Annotated in this window: 15 protein-coding genes; 6 read left to right on the plus strand and 9 right to left on the minus strand. The window is 69.4% G+C overall.

The window, feature by feature from the left end:
* The gene (locus OHA03_RS11520) at positions 1 to 495 is read right to left on the minus strand and encodes a hypothetical protein (protein WP_267003350.1); all 495 of its coding nucleotides are present in this window, start codon (positions 493 to 495) and stop codon (positions 1 to 3) included.
* Positions 496 to 557: 62 nt separating this feature from the next.
* Between OHA03_RS11520 and pip the strand changes: the two genes are divergently transcribed.
* A complete protein-coding gene (gene pip / locus OHA03_RS11525; protein WP_267003352.1) occupies positions 558 to 1,529 on the plus strand; it encodes a prolyl aminopeptidase in 972 nt (323 codons plus the stop codon).
* A 185-nt stretch (positions 1,530 to 1,714) separates the two neighbouring features.
* Positions 1,715 to 3,994: an N-acetylmuramoyl-L-alanine amidase gene (locus tag OHA03_RS11530; RefSeq protein ID WP_267003354.1), complete on the plus strand. Its 2,280-nt coding sequence runs from the start codon at positions 1,715 to 1,717 to the stop codon at positions 3,992 to 3,994.
* A gap of 81 nt (positions 3,995 to 4,075) precedes the next feature.
* Here OHA03_RS11530 and OHA03_RS11535 read toward each other — a convergent pair whose 3' ends face one another.
* Both OHA03_RS11535 and OHA03_RS11540 read right to left on the minus strand, forming a co-directional pair.
* Complete coding sequence (locus OHA03_RS11535; protein WP_267003356.1) at positions 4,076 to 5,071, minus strand: aldo/keto reductase; 996 nt, start codon at positions 5,069 to 5,071, stop codon at positions 4,076 to 4,078.
* Positions 5,072 to 5,126: 55 nt separating this feature from the next.
* Positions 5,127 to 5,696 carry a PadR family transcriptional regulator gene (locus OHA03_RS11540; protein ID WP_267008011.1) on the minus strand — a complete coding sequence of 190 codons (570 nt, stop codon included), beginning with the start codon at positions 5,694 to 5,696 and terminating at the stop codon, positions 5,127 to 5,129.
* 56 nt (positions 5,697 to 5,752) lie between these two features.
* Here OHA03_RS11540 and OHA03_RS11545 point away from each other — a divergent pair, with 56 nt between their 5' ends.
* On the plus strand, positions 5,753 to 6,526 hold the full coding sequence (locus OHA03_RS11545) for an alpha/beta fold hydrolase (RefSeq protein ID WP_267003358.1): 774 nt from the start codon (positions 5,753 to 5,755) through the stop codon (positions 6,524 to 6,526).
* A 132-nt stretch (positions 6,527 to 6,658) separates the two neighbouring features.
* Here OHA03_RS11545 and thpR read toward each other — a convergent pair whose 3' ends face one another.
* The 3 genes from thpR to OHA03_RS11560 all read right to left on the minus strand — a co-directional run bounded on the left by thpR (position 6,659) and on the right by OHA03_RS11560 (position 9,249).
* Positions 6,659 to 7,222: an RNA 2',3'-cyclic phosphodiesterase gene (gene thpR / locus OHA03_RS11550; RefSeq protein ID WP_267008012.1), complete on the minus strand. Its 564-nt coding sequence runs from the start codon at positions 7,220 to 7,222 to the stop codon at positions 6,659 to 6,661.
* Between the two features lie 154 nt (positions 7,223 to 7,376).
* Positions 7,377 to 8,711, minus strand: a complete 1,335-nt coding sequence (locus OHA03_RS11555; RefSeq protein WP_267003360.1) for an MFS transporter — start codon at positions 8,709 to 8,711, stop codon at positions 7,377 to 7,379.
* A gap of 97 nt (positions 8,712 to 8,808) precedes the next feature.
* Positions 8,809 to 9,249 (minus strand): MarR family winged helix-turn-helix transcriptional regulator, encoded by a 441-nt coding sequence (locus OHA03_RS11560; protein ID WP_037692928.1) that lies wholly within the window; start codon positions 9,247 to 9,249, stop codon positions 8,809 to 8,811.
* A gap of 135 nt (positions 9,250 to 9,384) precedes the next feature.
* Here OHA03_RS11560 and OHA03_RS11565 point away from each other — a divergent pair, with 135 nt between their 5' ends.
* Positions 9,385 to 9,579, plus strand: a complete 195-nt coding sequence (locus tag OHA03_RS11565; protein WP_267003363.1) for a ribbon-helix-helix protein, CopG family — start codon at positions 9,385 to 9,387, stop codon at positions 9,577 to 9,579.
* Between the two features lie 42 nt (positions 9,580 to 9,621).
* On the opposite strand, the gene OHA03_RS11570 is transcribed toward OHA03_RS11565, so the two are convergent.
* Entirely contained in the window at positions 9,622 to 11,079 is a 1,458-nt protein-coding gene (locus OHA03_RS11570; RefSeq protein ID WP_267003365.1) for an NCS2 family permease, read from the minus strand.
* Positions 11,080 to 11,266: 187 nt separating this feature from the next.
* Here OHA03_RS11570 and OHA03_RS11575 point away from each other — a divergent pair, with 187 nt between their 5' ends.
* Both OHA03_RS11575 and OHA03_RS11580 read left to right on the plus strand, forming a co-directional pair.
* Entirely contained in the window at positions 11,267 to 11,551 is a 285-nt protein-coding gene (locus OHA03_RS11575) for a DUF2530 domain-containing protein (RefSeq protein ID WP_267003368.1), read from the plus strand.
* Between the two features lie 190 nt (positions 11,552 to 11,741).
* Entirely contained in the window at positions 11,742 to 14,210 is a 2,469-nt protein-coding gene (locus tag OHA03_RS11580; protein ID WP_267003370.1) for an HAD-IC family P-type ATPase, read from the plus strand.
* A gap of 3 nt (positions 14,211 to 14,213) precedes the next feature.
* Here OHA03_RS11580 and OHA03_RS11585 read toward each other — a convergent pair whose 3' ends face one another.
* Positions 14,214 to 14,981 carry a DUF5707 domain-containing protein gene (locus OHA03_RS11585; RefSeq protein WP_267003372.1) on the minus strand — a complete coding sequence of 256 codons (768 nt, stop codon included), beginning with the start codon at positions 14,979 to 14,981 and terminating at the stop codon, positions 14,214 to 14,216.
* 161 nt (positions 14,982 to 15,142) lie between these two features.
* Complete coding sequence (locus OHA03_RS11590; protein WP_267003374.1) at positions 15,143 to 16,066, minus strand: hypothetical protein; 924 nt, start codon at positions 16,064 to 16,066, stop codon at positions 15,143 to 15,145.
* Positions 16,067 to 16,130 lie beyond the last annotated feature (64 nt).

A 16,130-nucleotide genomic window follows, 5' to 3' on the forward strand; every position in this document is an offset into this window, starting at 1 on the left:
TCACCGCTCCGGGAACCGCTCCCCGCACCTGCTGCAGAACACCGGCGCCGGATCGACCGAGAAGCGGCCGCAGTCGGGACAGACCCGGTCCAGCATGCAGGGCCCCTCGCCGCCTTCGTGCGCCGCCGGGACCTCGACCGAGGGCTTGATGGTCAGGCCCGGACGGCGGCGGTGGACGGTGAGGTACGCCAGGCCGTCCGGGCCGGCCGCGAGGGCGCGGCGGGAGGTGCGGGGCAACCAGAGGACCGTGGTGGGGGCGAGCTCCAGGACCTCTGCGCCCGTGGTCGCCCGGCCGCTTCCCGCGATGACGACGAGGAGCACGTCGAGGACGTCCTCCTGATGCTCCCCGACCTCGCCGCCCGGCGGCAGACGCACCAGGTTGGCGTCCAGCTCCCTCCCCTGTTCAGCCAGTTGCCAGAGCGCACCGCGCCGGTCGGGGGCTGCGGTGGCGAGCAGATCGTCGAGTACGGCCAGGACCCGTGGGGTGGAAATCACGGCAGCCACGCTACGCCCCGCCATAAGCTGAGCCCTTTGGCCCGGACCGGAAGGACGCCGCCATGGACCGCAAGCCCGACGAGAAGTACCCGGTGATCGAACCGTACGACCAGGGCATGCTCGACGTCGGTGACGGCAACCTCGTGTACTGGGAGGTCTGCGGCAACCCGGACGGCAAGCCCGCGCTGGTCGTCCACGGCGGTCCGGGGTCGGGGTGCGGCGCGCACACCCGGCAGTACTTCGACCCGGACCGGTACCGGGTCGTCCTCTTCGACCAGCGGGGCTGCGGCCGGTCGACCCCGCACGCGAGCGACCCGGCCGCCGACATGCGGCACAACACCACCGCCCACCTGATCGCCGACGTGGAGCGGCTGCGTGCCCGTCTCGGGATCGAGAAGTGGCTGCTGTACGGGGGGTCCTGGGGGTCGACGCTGATCCTGGCGTACGCCGAGGAGCATCCGGAGCGGGTCTCCGAGATCGTGATCCCGGCCGTCACGACGACCCGGCGCAGTGAGATCGACTGGCTGTACCGGGGTGCCGGGCGGATCTTTCCGGAGGCGTGGGACCTGTTCCGGGCGGGCGTCCCGGAGGCGGCCGGGAGCGGCGACCTGGTGGCCGCGTACGCCCGGCGGATGGAGAGCCCCGACACCGCGGTACGGGCGAAGGCCACGGCCGACTGGTGCGCCTGGGAGGACGCGGTTCTCTCCCAGGAGACGTACTCGGGACCACCCCCCTACAGCGGCCGGCCGGGCAGGGCCCAGCAGGCGCTGGTACGGATCTGCTCGCACTACTTCTCCCACGGCGCCTGGCTGGAGGAGGGGCAGCTGATCCGGAACGCCGCGCGGCTGGCGGGGATCCCGGGGGTGCTGGTGCACGGCCGGTTCGACCTCGCCGGCCCGCTGATCACCGCGTGGGAGCTGGCGAAGGCCTGGCCGGACGCGGAGCTGACCGTGATCGACGGGGCGGGGCATCTGGGTGGTCCGGCGACCACCCGGGCGGTCCTGGAGGCACTGGACCGGTTCGCCGCGCAGTAGAGGACAGGGACCGGTGGAAGGCGGGGGCGGTCCCGTCGGCCGGAGACAGCAATGGCATGCTATGCAGCTCGTCGCAGTGCGGCGGATCTTGCTTCCCTCGTCGGAATTCACGTGGCGTTCCCCCAACCTGCCCCCGAGCCGACGGAACCTGACTGTCCAACCACTCTCTTCCCAAGGGATACGACTTGAGATCGCGGCGACGACTCTGGGCCACGGCTGCTGTTGCGACGACGGCGGTGGCCGGTGTCCTGGTGTTCCAGGGCATGACCGGAAATTCCGGCGACAGTGCCGACAGCAAGGCAGGTCCGGTCAGGGCCGAGGTGCGCGAGGCGGCGCTGAAGGTGTCCGCCGACGGCAGTTCCGCGACTCTCGGCAGGCGGGACACCGCTCCGCTCAGCATGCTCGGCGTCACCTGGACCGACCCGGCAGCGAAGGTGACGGGAGCGGTCGAGGTACGGACCAGGGCGGCCTCGAACGGCACCTGGTCGTCCTGGACGCCGTTGGAGACCGACAACGACGGCCGCACGGAGGCGGGCCGCTCCGGTGTCCGCGGGTCCACCGAACCACGGTGGGTCGGCCCGTCCAACGGCGTCGAGGTACGCGTCACCTCGGGCGCCAAGGTCTCCGCGAAGCTGCCCGCCGGGCTGCGGCTGGACACCGTCGACCCCGGCAAGGGCTCGTCGCTGCACGCGGCCCCGGCCGCCTTCGTCGCCGAGACCGAAATCCCGGCCGACCCGTCGCCGTCCGACTCCCCCTCGGCCGATCCGACGGCCACCTCGGAACCGACCCCCACGGCCACGGAGTCCGACACCGCCCCGGCATCCGAGACGCCGGCCGTGACACCTTCCGAGACGGCAACGGACAGCCCCTCGCCCTCGGCGAGCGACAGCTCCTCGCCGACCGCGAGCACCTCACCGTCCGCGTCGCTGCCGCCCGCACCGCCGTCGACCGTGCCCAAGCCGCCCATCACCTCGCGTGCGGGCTGGGGTGCCGACGAGTCGATCAGCCCGGAGGCGCCGGAGTACAACGACACGGTCAAGGCCGTCTTCGTCCACCACACCGCGGGGACCAACGACTACTCCTGCGCCGACTCCGCGGCGATCGTGCGCAGCGTGTACACGTACCACGTCCAGAGCGAGGGCTGGAAGGACATCGGCTACAACTTCCTGGTCGACAAGTGCGGGACGATCTTCGAGGGCCGCAAGGGCGGCGTGGACCGGCCGGTCCTCGGCGCACACACCTACGGCTTCAACCGGGAGTCGACCGGTATCTCCGTCCTCGGCACCTACACGGATGTGGCCGCCCCCAGCGCGGTGACCACCTCGGTGGCCCGGATCGCCGCGTGGAAGCTCGGCCAGTACAAGGGCGACCCGGCGGGCAGCACCATGCTCACCGCGGGCGCCACCGGGTCCAACGGCTTCGGGAAGACCTTCACCGCCGGTACGCAGTACTCCTTCAAGCAGATCTCCGGCCACCGCGACGGCTTCAACACCGAGTGCCCCGGCACCAAGCTGTACGGGCAGCTGCCAGCGATCCGCAGCCTCGCCGCGGGCCCCGTCACCGGACTGGCCATCAAGTCGGTGACCGGTGCCACGCTGTCCGGGACGTCGTACTACACCAAGTCCGCCATCACCGTGGGCTGGTCGGCCACCACGCCGAGCACCCTGATCTCCAAGTACGAACTCCTGGTCGACGGCAAGAGCGTCGCCACGGCCGCGGCCACCGCCACCTCGGCGAAGGCCACGCTCGGTGCCGGCACCCACAAGATCCAGGTCCGCGCCACGCACCAGTCGGGGAAGACGGCCACGTCCGCGGCCGCGACCATGATCACCGATCAGACGGCTCCCACGTTCACCACCAAGCCGAACCTCGCCCTGCGCACCGGCACGGTGAACACCACCGCCGTCCCGCTCACCCTGAAGTGGAAGGCCACTGACACCGCGTCCCTGAAGGAGGTCCGGCTGACCGCCCCGGTCGCCAAGACCTACGGGCCGACCACCACGAGCGCCTCGCACACCGCCAAGTCCGGCGTGGCGACCGCCTGGTCCATGACCGCGTACGACCTGGCGGGCAACACCGCCGCCGCCTCCGTCTCCGGCACCCCGGTCATCCTCCAGGAGACCTCGGCCACGAAGACGGGCACCTGGACGACGAAGTCGTCGTCCAGCTATCTCGGCGGCAAGTCGTACTCCAGCTCGTCCAAGAGCGCGAGCCTGACCTGGACGTTCACCGGCCGGTCGGCAGCCTGGGTGGTCTCGCGCGCCAGTACGTCCGGCCAGGCGTACGTCTATGTCGACGGCACGAAGGTGGCCACGGTCGACCTGAAGTCGTCCACCACCAAGTACCGCGACGCGCTGTGGACGAAGAGCTGGTCCACTAGCGCCAAGCACACGGTCAAGATCGTCGTCGTCGCCACCTCGGGGCGTCCGACGATCACCACCGACGGCCTGGTCTACCTCAAGTAGCCGCCGCGCACGATGACCTGAGCCCGGCTCCGCGCGCTTGTGCCGCAGAGCCGGGCTCAGGTGTTCACAGGGCGCCGCTGCTCACCAGGCGAAGGCCTCCGGCGACGGGCCGGGGCCCGGGAAGATCTCGTCCAGGGCGGCCAGCACCTCGTCCGACAGCTCCAGGTCCACCGCGCGCACCGCCGAGTCCAGCTGCTCACGCGTACGCGGGCCGGAGATCGGGCCGGTCACGCCCGGCCGGGTCAGCAGCCAGGCCAGGCCCACCTCGCCGGGCTCCAGGCCGTGCTTCTCCAGCAGGTCCTCGTACGCCTGGATCTGCGCACGCACCGTGGTGTTGGCGAGCGCGTCCGCGGACCGGCCGGACGCCGAACGGGCCGCACCGCCCTCGCGCTCCTTGCGGATCACACCGCCGAGCAGTCCGCCGTGCAGCGGGGACCACGGGATGACACCGAGGCCGTACTCCTGCGCGGCCGGGATGACCTCCATCTCGGCGCGGCGTTCGGCGAGGTTGTAGAGGCACTGCTCGCTGACCAGACCGTACGAGCCGAGGCGCTTCGCGGTCTCGTTGGCCTGGGCGATCTTCCAGCCGGCGAAGTTGGACGAGCCGGCGTAGAGGATCTTGCCCTGCTGGATCAGGACGTCGATGGCCTGCCAGATCTCCTCGACCGGAGTGGCGCGGTCGATGTGGTGGAACTGGTACAGGTCGATGTGGTCCGTCTGCAGCCGCTTGAGGCTGGCGTCGACGGCGCGCCGGATGTTGAGCGCGGAGAGCTTGTGGTGGTTGGGCCAGGCATCGCCCTCCGCGGCCATGTTCCCGTACACCTTGGTGGCGAGTACGACCTTGTCGCGGCGTTCACCGCCCTTGGCGAACCAGGTGCCGAGGATCTCCTCCGTGCGGCCCTTGTTCTCGCCCCAGCCGTAGACATTGGCAGTGTCGAAAAAGTTGACGCCCGCGTCCAGCGCGGCGTCCATGATCGCGTGACTGTCGGCCTCATTGGTCTGCGGACCGAAGTTCATGGTGCCGAGGACGAGTCGGCTGACCTCAAGTCCGGTGCGTCCGAGCTGCGTGTACTTCATGGGCACCAAGCCAACGCCTTCGAGTCCGCTCGAAGCAAGGGCTCAGCGAGCGGACTCAACGGGTTCCGAGATCCTTCAGAGTCGTTGTCAGCCAGCTCAGTTCCGCTTCGCTCGCCGCGCGGGCGATCGTGAGAACGCCTCGGCGGAACGGGTCGTCGAAGGCCTCCGGGCCGAGCGGGCGCTCGCCCCCGGAGCCGTAGTCGTAGAAGAAACTGCTCGGCTCCTGCAGGAACGTCAGCCTGCGCCGCAGTACGTCCGCCTGCTCGGCGGGTGCCTGCAGGTGGCGGAGGAAGGCGAGGACGGTGAACCAGCGGTTCTCGTCGCTGATGTCCACGTCGTCGGCCTCGCGCAGCCGGCGGCGCAACTCCTCGCACCCGTCGTCCGTCAGGGTCAGCGTGTGGCGGGGCGCGGCCCTGCTGCCGGGCTCGGTCCGGCGGCCGAGCCACCCGGCGCGCTCCAGGCGCTTGATCGCCGGGTACAGCGTGCCGTCCGCGATCGGGCGGACATGGCCGGTGAGATGGGCGACGCGTCGCTTCAACTCGTAGCCGTGCAGCGGCTGCTCGTACAGAAATCCCAGGATGGCCAGTTCCAGCACCCGAGCATCCTCCGCCCTCGCGTCATACATCGGCACCGATATATGGTCTCGCCGATGGTTTCATGGGCCGGAGGGGAGCGGGAGACATGCAGAACGCACAGGTGACAGCGGGCGGTGCGCGCATCCGGTGGGTGGAGATCCCGGGCAGCGACGGACGGACCCGCGTCTATCTGCACGGTCTCGGCGCCTCGTCCGGTCCGTACTTCACCGCGAGCGCCGTCCATCCGCTCCTCGCCGGCAGCCGTTCGCTGCTCATGGACATGCTCGGCTTCGGCATCAGCGACCGGCCCACGGATTTCGACTACACGCTCGAAGCGCACGCCGACGCGATCGCCGTCGCACTCAGGGCCGCCGATGCGTACGCCACTGACGTCGTCGCGCACAGCATGGGCGGCTCGGTGGCCATCGTGCTCGCGGCACGCCACCCGGAGCTGGTGGCGCGGCTCGTCCTGATCGACGCCAACCTCGACCCGGTCGCGCCCGATCGGCAACGGCCCGGCAGCAGCGGCATCGCCGCCTACACGGAGCAGGAGTTCCTCGATCACGGCATGGCCGAGGTGCGCGACCGGGTGGGACCCCACTGGTGGTCGACGATGCGGCTCTCGGGCTCGGAGGCACTGCACCGCAGCGCCGTGCACCTCGCGCGCGGAACGACGCCCACGATGCGCGAGCAGCTGCTGGAGCTGAAGATTCCGCGTACCTACCTGCGGCCGGAGAGCGACGGGCCGCTGCCCGACGAGGACGGTCTGGTCGAGGGCGGGGTGCGGGTCGTGCCGGTCCGGGGGTGCGAGCACAACATCATGCTGGACAACCCCGAGGCGTTCGTGAAGGAGACGGCCCGGGGCCTGGGGCTCGGCTGACGGGAGCCGGTGTCGGCGCCTCAGCCTCCGACCGCGGCTGTCACAGCGACAACGGCGAACATCAGTACGAGCACGACGGCCATGATGCGGTTTCTGGTCTTCGGGTCCACCCGTCGAGCGTAACCGCACCGCTCAGTGCCCCAGCGGCCAGGAGGCCACCACCTCGTACCGCGGCTGCTCCCCCGGCACCCCGGTGACCGGCAGATTGCTGCGTACGAGAGCGACCTCGCCGACCTCCCACGGTGTGCCCTCGAAGGTGTCCAGGGCCTCCAGGTAGGGATGCAGGTCGGTCTCGGAGCGGCTGCGGGCGAGGGTGAGGTGCGGGGTGTAGCGGCGGTGCTCGTCCATCGCGACGCCGGCGCGGCGGGCTGCCGCGTCGGCGCGTTCGGCGAGGAGCCTCAGCGTGTCGAGTCCGCCCGCGGCCCCGGCCCACAGCACATGGCCGTCGAACCGGCCGCCGCGGTGGATGCGCAGCGGGAACCGCTCGGTGCGGCGGGCGGCGCGTCCCAGCCGCTCGTGCAGATCGGGCAGCAGCCCTTCGTCGACCACACCGAGGAAGGCGAGCGTGAAGTGCCACGCGTCGGTGCCGGTCCAGCGCATGCGAGCGGCGTCCGGAAGGGTGTGCAGCGGGGCCACGGCACGGCGGAGCTCCGCGATGGCGGAGTCGGGCGGCAGGACGGCGACGAAGAGTCTCATGCGGCTCATGGGCCGAGTGTCGCACCGTACCGGCACGCATCCCGGTCACCGTGCGTACCGCGTTGCACCTGCGTAACGGGCCCCGCGTATCCGTGAAACGGCCCCGGCCGGTGTCCACCGGCCGGGGCCTTGCCACGTCGCGTACGGGCGGCTCTCAGGCCGCTGTAGTCAGCTGCTCGCGGGGGACGAACCGCACATGCGGGCGGCCCGGCCGCAGATCGACCTTGATGCGCAGACCGCCGACGCGGGCCAGCATGAAGCCGACGCCGAGTGCGGCGAACATCGAGAACGCGCCGCCGACCGCCATGGCGGTCCGGACGCCGTACGTGTCGCTGATCCAGCCCACGATCGGGGCCCCCACCGGCGTACCCCCGGCGAAGACCATCATGTACAGGCTCATCACCCGGCCGCGCATGGCCGGATCTGCGGCCATCTGGACACTCGTGTTGGCGCTGATGTTGGTGGTCAGGCCGATCATGCCGATCGGGAGCAGCAGGATCGCGAAGAGCCAGACGTACGGCGACACGGACGCGATGATCTCCAGGAGACCGAACACCGTCCCCGCCGCCACCAGCATCCGCAGCCGCGAGGAGCGCCGACGGGCGGCCAGCAGTGCGCCGGCCAGCGAACCGGCCGCCATGAGGATGTTGAAGAACGAGTACATCCCCGCGCCGCCGTGGAAGATCTCGTCCGCGAAAGCGGTGAGCCAGATCGGGAAGTTGAAGCCGAACGTGCCGACGAAGCCGACCAGGACGATCGGCCAGATCAGCTCGGGGCGTCCGGAGACATAGCGCAGCCCCTCGCGGAGCTGACCCTTGGCACGCGGCACGACGACCGCCTTGTGCAGTTCGCCCGTACGCATCAGCAGCAGGCCCACGAGCGGGGCTCCGAAGGACAGGCCGTTGAACATGAAGGCCCAGCCGCTGCCGACCGTGGTGATCAGGACACCCGCGACGGCGGGACCGATCAGCCGGGCCGACTGGAAGTTGGCCGAATTCAGACTGACCGCGTTGCGCAGCTGGGCGGGGCCGACCATCTCGGAGACGAACGACTGGCGGGCCGGGTTGTCCACGACCGTGACCATGCCGAGCAGGAAGGCGATCAGGTAGACGTGCCAGACCTGGACGACGCCGGAGAGGGTGAGGGCGGCGAGGGCGAGCCCACAGAGGCCGAGCGCGGCCTGGCTGACGAGGAGGAGCTTGCGCTTCGGGAGCCGGTCGGCGATGACCCCGCCGTACAGGCCGAAGAGCAGCATGGGGAGGAACTGGAGGGCCGTGGTGATGCCGACGGCGGTGGCGGACCCGGTGAGGCTCAGAACGAGCCAGTCCTGCGTGATGCGGGACATCCAGGTACCGGTGTTGGAGATCACCGCGCCTGTGGCGAACAGGCGGTAGTTGCGGATCTTCAGCGACGAGAAGGTCCCGCCGGGCTTGCTCTCGTGGGTGGACGTCGGTGCGGGGGCGGAGTCTGCTCCGGATCCCGTACTCAAAAGGGTTCGCCTCCTCGGGCGTGGACTGCGTGCTGACTGACGGGATGCGGCCGTACGGGCTGCACGCCGACTCTGGCCCGGCGTACCCCCCGTACCGCTACAGGTGGGCGAGCTTCTCCAGCACAGGTGCGGCCTTGCGCAGCGTCTCCCACTCGTCCTCGTCCAGGCCTTCGGCGAGGGTGGCCAGCCAGGCGTTCCGCTTGGAGCGGCTCTCCTCGAGCATGGCTTCGGCCTGCTCGGTCTGGCTGACCATCTTCTGGCGACGGTCATCGGGGTGCGGTTCCAGTCTGACCAGTCCCTTGGCTTCGAGCAGCGCGACGATGCGGGTCATCGACGGAGGCTGCACATGCTCCTTGCGGGCCAGCTCACCGGGGGTGGCGGATCCGCAGCGGGCGAGCGTGCCGAGCACCGACATCTCGGTGGGGCTCAGCGACTCGTCGACGCGCTGGTGCTTGAGGCGTCGGCCCAGCAGCATCACGGCGGAACGAAGGGAGCTCACGGCGGCCGCACTGTCGCCGTCGTGGATCAGGTCAGGCATGTTTGTTAGCGTAACTCATTACCTACCCTAAATACCACTCGACTGGTACACGCGCGGTCTATCGATCACCCAAACGAGTGAGTCAGATCCGGAAAGTGACGCGAAACGACCCCAAAGGCCGTAACCCTGCTTGCCATGGGATCGACAGTGCTCAGCCTGCGGATAGACGGTGAGCTGCTCGACCGGCTCCGGCAGCACGCCGCCAGACGCGGAATGAGCGTCCAGGACTATGTCGTCAGGACGCTCATCCGCAGCGATTTCGACGAGCGCTTCAAAACGGCCGTCGAGGAGACGGAAAAGTTCTACGGGGCGGACGACCGGGTGAACTGATTCGCCCGGCCGGCCGCCCCGCAGAGGGTGACGTGTGAAGGGTTACGACGTCAGGCCGAGGGCCGGCATCGCGTAGTAGAAGACGAAGACCGCCGACACCACGTACATGGCCACCGGCACCTCGCGCCAGCGACCGGCCGCCACCCGCAGCACGGAGAAGGCGATGAAGCCGATGCCGATGCCGTTGGTGATCGAGTACGTGAACGGCATCATCACCATGGCCAGGAAGGCCGGGATGGCGAGCGTGTAGTCGCTCCAGTCGATGTCCCGCACCGACCCCGCGATGATCAGGAAGCCGACCGCCAGCAGCGCCGGCGTGGCCGCCTGCGACGGAACCATGGTCGCCAGCGGCGTCAGGAACAGCGCCACCGTGAACAGCAGACCCGTCACCACGCTCGCGAAGCCGGTGCGGGCACCCTCTCCGACACCCGCCGTGGACTCCACGAAGCAGGTGCTGGCGGAGGAGGAGCTCGCACCGCCCGCGGCGACCGCGATGCCGTCCACGAACAGCACCTTGTTGATGCCGGGGAAGTTGCCGTCCTTGTCCGTCAACTTGGCCTCGTCACCGACACCGAGGATGGTGCCCATCGCGTCGAAGAAGCAGGACAGCAGCACGGTGAAGACGAACAGGAGGCCGGTCAGCACACCGACCTTGTCGAAGCCGCCGAACAGGCTGACCTTGCCGATCAGCCCGAAGTCGGGGGTGGCGACCGGGTTGCCCGGCCACTGCGGAACGGTCAGGCCCCAGGCCTCGCCCGGCAGGTCGGCGACCGTGTCGATGACCATCGCGACAACCGTCATGGCGACGATCGAGATCAGGATCGCGCCCGGCACCTTGCGGACAATCAGCGCGAGGGTGAGCAGCGCGCCGAGGATGAAGACCAGAACCGGCCAGCCGTTGAGGTGACCGTCGCTGCCGAGCTGGAGCGGCACGGTGGTGTGCGCGATGTCCGGGATGCGGGAGACGAAGCCCGAGTCCACCAGGCCGATCAGCAGGATGAAGAGACCGATACCGATCGCGATGCCCTTGCGGAGCGACTTCGGTACGGCGTTCATCACGCGTTCGCGCAGCCCGGTCGCTACGAGCAGCATGACCACGATGCCGGCGAGGACGACCATGCCCATCGCGTCCGGCCAGCTCATCCGGGGGGCGAGCTGCAGGGCCACGACGGTGTTGACGCCGAGACCGGCGGCCAGCGCGATCGGCACATTGCCGATGACGCCCATCAGCAAGGTGGAGAACGCGGCGGTCAGCACGGTGGCGGTGACCAGCTGGCCGCCATTGAGCTGGTGCCCGTACATGTCCTTCGCGCTGCCGAGAATGATCGGGTTCAGCACGATGATGTACGCCATCGCAAAGAATGTGGCGAATCCGCCGCGGATCTCGCGCGCGACCGACGACCCCCGCTCGGAGATCTTGAAGAAACGGTCCAGGCCGCCGTGCGGCTGTGGAGCTATGGGCTGCCTGGAGTCGACCGAAGCGGTGGCCGAGGGGGACATGTATGACCTCAGTCGTGCGTAGAGGGGAGAGAAGAGCGGTCAGCTTTGGACTTTTACACGAATAAATCGAGACAGCCGTAAGCAGATTCAGTATGAATACATAAGTCGAAGATCGCTATCTCCGCGCGTAGACCCTTGGGCCGACTGGGCCGACCGGCTTTACATACGGGCCGCATACACTGACCTCATGGCGAAGTGGACACCGACACACGAGGCACCCGAGCCCCTGGAGGGGCCCGTCGTCGCCACCATCACCGGCGGAACGATCCTCTGGTTCGTCCTCTTCCTCGTCCAGCTCCCGTTCTACGGCTGGTTCGACGACCACGGGCACACCTGGTGGGTGTGGACGTGTCTGGCCGGCGCCGGGCTCGGACTGATCGGCATCTGGTACGTGCGGGGGCGCGACGCGGCGCTCAAGCGGGCGGCCGCCGCCAAGGCCGGAACGGCCGACGCGGCCGACGGCGGCCACTGACGCGACCGGCGCAAGCCGCTGACCCGAGCCACCGACGGAGACCGCGACCCGGGCCGGCGCGCAACCACTGCGAAAGTCGGGGACGCCCCCCGAACTTCCCTGACGCCCCGCACCGCACCCCGTCCTCCTGCGGTCCGATCTTCGGAATCCCGGCAGGTGAATCGGGCGTTCCGCCCGTACCGTCGGAACCATGACGCAGCGGGCAGTCGACTCCTCCGGGAAGCAGAAACCCCGCCGGCCCCGGCCGGCCCCCATCGACGCCGGTTCCGAGCTCGACCCGGTCCACCCGATGAAGCTGCCGGCCTCGGCCGTGCGCAGCAGCGGGCTGACCGCCGCCGAGGTCGCCGAGCGGGTCGCCCGGGGCGAGGTCAACGACGTACCCGTCCGCTCGTCCCGCTCCATCGGCGAGATCGTCCGCGCCAATGTCTTCACCCGGTTCAACCTGATCATCGGCGTGCTCTGGCTGGTCATGCTGTTCGTCGCGCCGTTCCAGGACAGCCTCTTCGGCTACGTGATCATCGCCAACACCGGCATCGGCATCGTCCAGGAGTGGCGGGCCAAGAAGACCCTCGACGGCCTGGCCGTCATCGGCGAGGCGAAACCCACGATCCGGCGCGACGGGGCCGCCGCCGAGATATCCACCTCGGAGATCGTCCTCGGCGATCTGGTCGAGCTCGGCCCTGGCGACAAGGTCGTCGTGGACGGCGCGGTGGCGGAGGCCGACAACCTGGAGATCGACGAGTCGCTGCTCACCGGCGAGGCCGACCCCGTACTGAAACAGCCCGGCGATCCGGTGATGTCCGGCAGCTTCGTCGTCGCGGGCGGCGGCGCGTTCTCCGCCACGAAGGTCGGCCGCGAGGCCTACGCCGCGCAGCTCGCCGAGGAGGCGTCGCGCTTCACCCTCGTCCAGTCCGAACTGCGCAGCGGCATCAGCACGATCCTCAAGTACATCACCTGGATGATGGTGCCGACCGCGATCGGCCTGATCATCAGCCAGCTCGTCGTCAAGAAGACCGACCTCAAGGACTCCATCGCCCGGACGGTCGGCGGAATCGTCCCGATGATCCCGGAGGGCCTGGTCCTGCTCACCTCGGTCGCCTTCGCGATCGGTGTCGTACGGCTCGGCCGCAAGCAGTGCCTGGTGCAGGAGCTGCCCGCCATCGAGGGCCTTGCCCGGGTCGACGTCGTCTGCCTCGACAAGACCGGCACACTCACCGAAGGCGGCATGGACGTCACCGAGGTGCGGACGCTGGGCGGTGCGGACGACCCGTACATACGCCAGGTGCTGGCCAACCTCGGCGCGTCCGACCCACGGCCCAATGCCAGCCTGCAGGCGATCATCGACGCGTACCCGTCACCGAACGGCGAGGCGTGGCGCTGCACGGAGGCGCTGCCGTTCTCCTCGGCACGCAAGTACAGCGGCGCCGCGTTCGACGAGGGCAGCGGCAAGGCGTCGAGCTGGCTGCTCGGCGCACCCGATGTGCTGCTCCCGGACCACGACCCGGCGCTCGGCGAGATCGAGCAGCTCAACCAGGAGGGACTGCGGGTCCTGCTGCTGGCCCGCGCGCGGGGGGAGCTGGAAGGGCCGCAGAGCGCCGCCGGGGCCGAACCGGCCGCGCTGGTCGTCCTGGAGCAGCGGCTGCGGCCGGACGCCGGCCAGACGCTGCGCTACTTCGCCGACCAGCGGGTCGCCACGAAGGTCATCTCCGGGGACAACGCCGTCTCGGTCGGCGCGGTCGCGGGCAAGCTCGGCCTGCCCGGCGCCGAACACACCCTGGACGCGCGCCGGCTGCCCACGGACCCGGACGACATGGCCACCGCCATGGAGGAGAACGCGGTCTTCGGCCGGGTCACCCCGCAGCAGAAGCGGGAGATGGTCGCCGCGCTCCAGTCCCGCGGCCACACGGTCGCGATGACGGGTGACGGGGTCAACGACGTGCTGGCGCTCAAGGACGCCGATATCGGGGTCTCGATGGGGTCCGGCTCGGAGGCGACGCGCGCGGTGGCGCAGATCGTGCTGCTCAACAACAGCTTCGCGACCCTGCCGTCGGTGGTCGCCGAGGGCCGCCGGGTCATCGGCAACATCACCCGGGTCGCCACCCTGTTCCTCACGAAGACCGTCTACTCGGTGCTGCTGGCGATCCTGGTGGTCTGTTTCCAGGTCGAGTACCCGTTCCTGCCCCGGCATCTGACCCTGCTGTCGACGCTGACGATCGGCGTCCCGGCGTTCTTCCTGGCCCTCGCGCCCAACAAGGAGCGGGCCCGGCCGCACTTCGTCCGCAGAGTCATGCGGTACTCGGTCCCGTCCGGCGTCATCGCGGGCATCGCCACGTTCGCGACGTATCTGATCGCCAGGCACTACTACACGGGTCCGCATGCGCTGGACGCGGAGACCAGTGCGGCGACGCTCACGCTGTTCCTGGTCTCGATGTGGGTCCTCGCGATCATCGCCCGCCCCTACACCTGGTGGCGGATCGTCCTGGTCGCGACGATGGGGGCGGCGTTCCTGATCGTGCTGGTGGTGCCGTGGCTGCAGGGCTTCTTCGCGCTGAAGCTGGTGGGCGCGGTCATGCCGTGGGCAGCAGTGGGGATTGCGGTGGTGGCGGCGACTGCCCTGGAGTTCACCTGGCGCCTGGTCAGTCGCCGCTTCCCGGTATAGCTGTTACTGCACGTCGACGTAGTCACTCGTGCTGGTGACGGCCGGGGTGGTGGACGTGCCGGCGAAGCTGTAGCGCCAGTAGCCGTCGACCGAGGCCGTGACCGTGGTCTTCAGGGCGCCGGTGCTGCTCGACTTGATCGTCTTCACCGTGCTGTAGGCGGTGCTGGTCTTCTTACGGAACTGGAGCTTCACCGGCTGGACGGTGTAGCCGGCGTAGGCGTGCGTCTCCCAGTTGGCGCGCGTCAGCTTCCCGGTGACCGTGATGGTCCTGCCCTTCTTGACGGGCTCCGGGGCGGCGTTGACCGTCAGCTTCGACAGCCGCTGCACATGGGTCGTGGCGTAGGAGTCGTACGACGTGCTGGAGCCGTCCTTGGCCTCGGCGCCCGCGAGGATGTGCCAGGAACCGGCCAGCGCGTTCCTGGTCAGGTCGGCCCTCGGGTCGACCGTGATGGTGAGCGAGCAGGTGGCGGTGGTGGCGCTCGCCTCCTTGCAGGTCGCTTCCTGCGTCGGCACCAGCGCGCCGTCCATGCCCTTTTCCAGGTTCGTCCCGTGCCAGAGGATCGCCCAGCCGGTGGCTATGCCGGAGGCGTGCGAGGCGGTGACGGAGACGGTGACCGTCTTCGGCACCGTCGTCCCCAGAACGATGTCCGTGCCGCCGTTGACGGTGACCTTGGAGAGGACGGGAGCCGTTGCCGCATGCGCGGCCGGCACGGCGAGGGCGGAGAGAGCCAGGGCGCCGGTCAGGGCGGCCACAGTGGCACGAATGCGCATAAGTGTCCCAGGTGAGAAAGGAGAAAGGGGCCCCGCGGGCAGTGGCTCCGATGGCTCCGGCCTCTGCGGGACCCGATGAGTCGGTGGGTCCGCCGGACAGCCGGACCTCGCTCGGAGATCCCGCTGCCCGGATGGAACCGATGGTGGAACTACTGCTGTGGCTACTGCACGTCGACGTAGTCACTCGTGCTGGTGACGGCCGGGGTGGTGGACGTGCCGGCGAAGCTGTAGCGCCAGTAGCCGTCGACCGAGGCCGTGACCGTGGTCTTCAGGGCGCCGGTGCTGCTCGACTTGATCGTCTTCACCGTGCTGTAGGTGGTGCTGGTCTTCTTACGGAACTGGAGCTTCACCGGCTGGACGGTGTAGCCGTGGTAGGCGAAGTCGTCCCAGTTGGCGCGCGTCAGCTTGCCGGTGACCGTGATGGTCTTGCCCTTCTTGACGGGCTCCGGGGCGGCGTTGACGGTCAGCTTCGAGAAGCGCTGGAGCTTGGTGGTGCCCAGGCCGTCCTGCTCCACGAAGCCGATCTGGCTCGGGTCGAAGTCGGGGTCGGACGGGTCCTGGCCGTTGAAGTCGGCGGCGAAGCCCACCGCCTTCCACGTCGTGGCGTCCGCGTTGCCGATGAAGTCGATCTGCGGCCAGACGTCGATCTGCCCCTTGCAGGTGGCGACCGTCGAGGAGACGGTCTTGCAGGTGGGGGCCACGTCGCCGAACAGGATGTTCGTCGGGTCGTCGAACGAACCGCGGTAGAGCTCGACATCGAGCATGAAGTCGTCGGCGAAGATGTCCACGTCGGCGCCGTGCGTCACGGTGAACGTGGTCGCCACGGTCTTCGTGTTGGTGGTGCCCACGACGATCGGCTTGCCGCCGTTCACCGAAAGCTTGGAGAAGGTGAGGTCGAGCGGGGCGGCGTCGGCGGCGCCGACGGAGCGCGCGCCGGTCTTAGTGCCGGACGCGGCCTGCGCAGCACGCACGACGTCGCCGAGGACCGAGTGGTGCGCGTCGGCGGCGTTGGCCGCCGACGGTACGACGAGGGCGGAGAGAGCCAGGGCGCCGGTCACGGCGGCCACAGTGGCACGTATACGCATGTTCATTCCCCAGTGGAGAAAGGGGCCCGCGGAGGTCGTCCGTCCGTGGGGCCCAAGATCGTCT

Source organism: Streptomyces sp. NBC_00154 (assembly GCF_026342835.1).
Classification (GTDB): Bacteria; Actinomycetota; Actinomycetes; order Streptomycetales; family Streptomycetaceae; genus Streptomyces.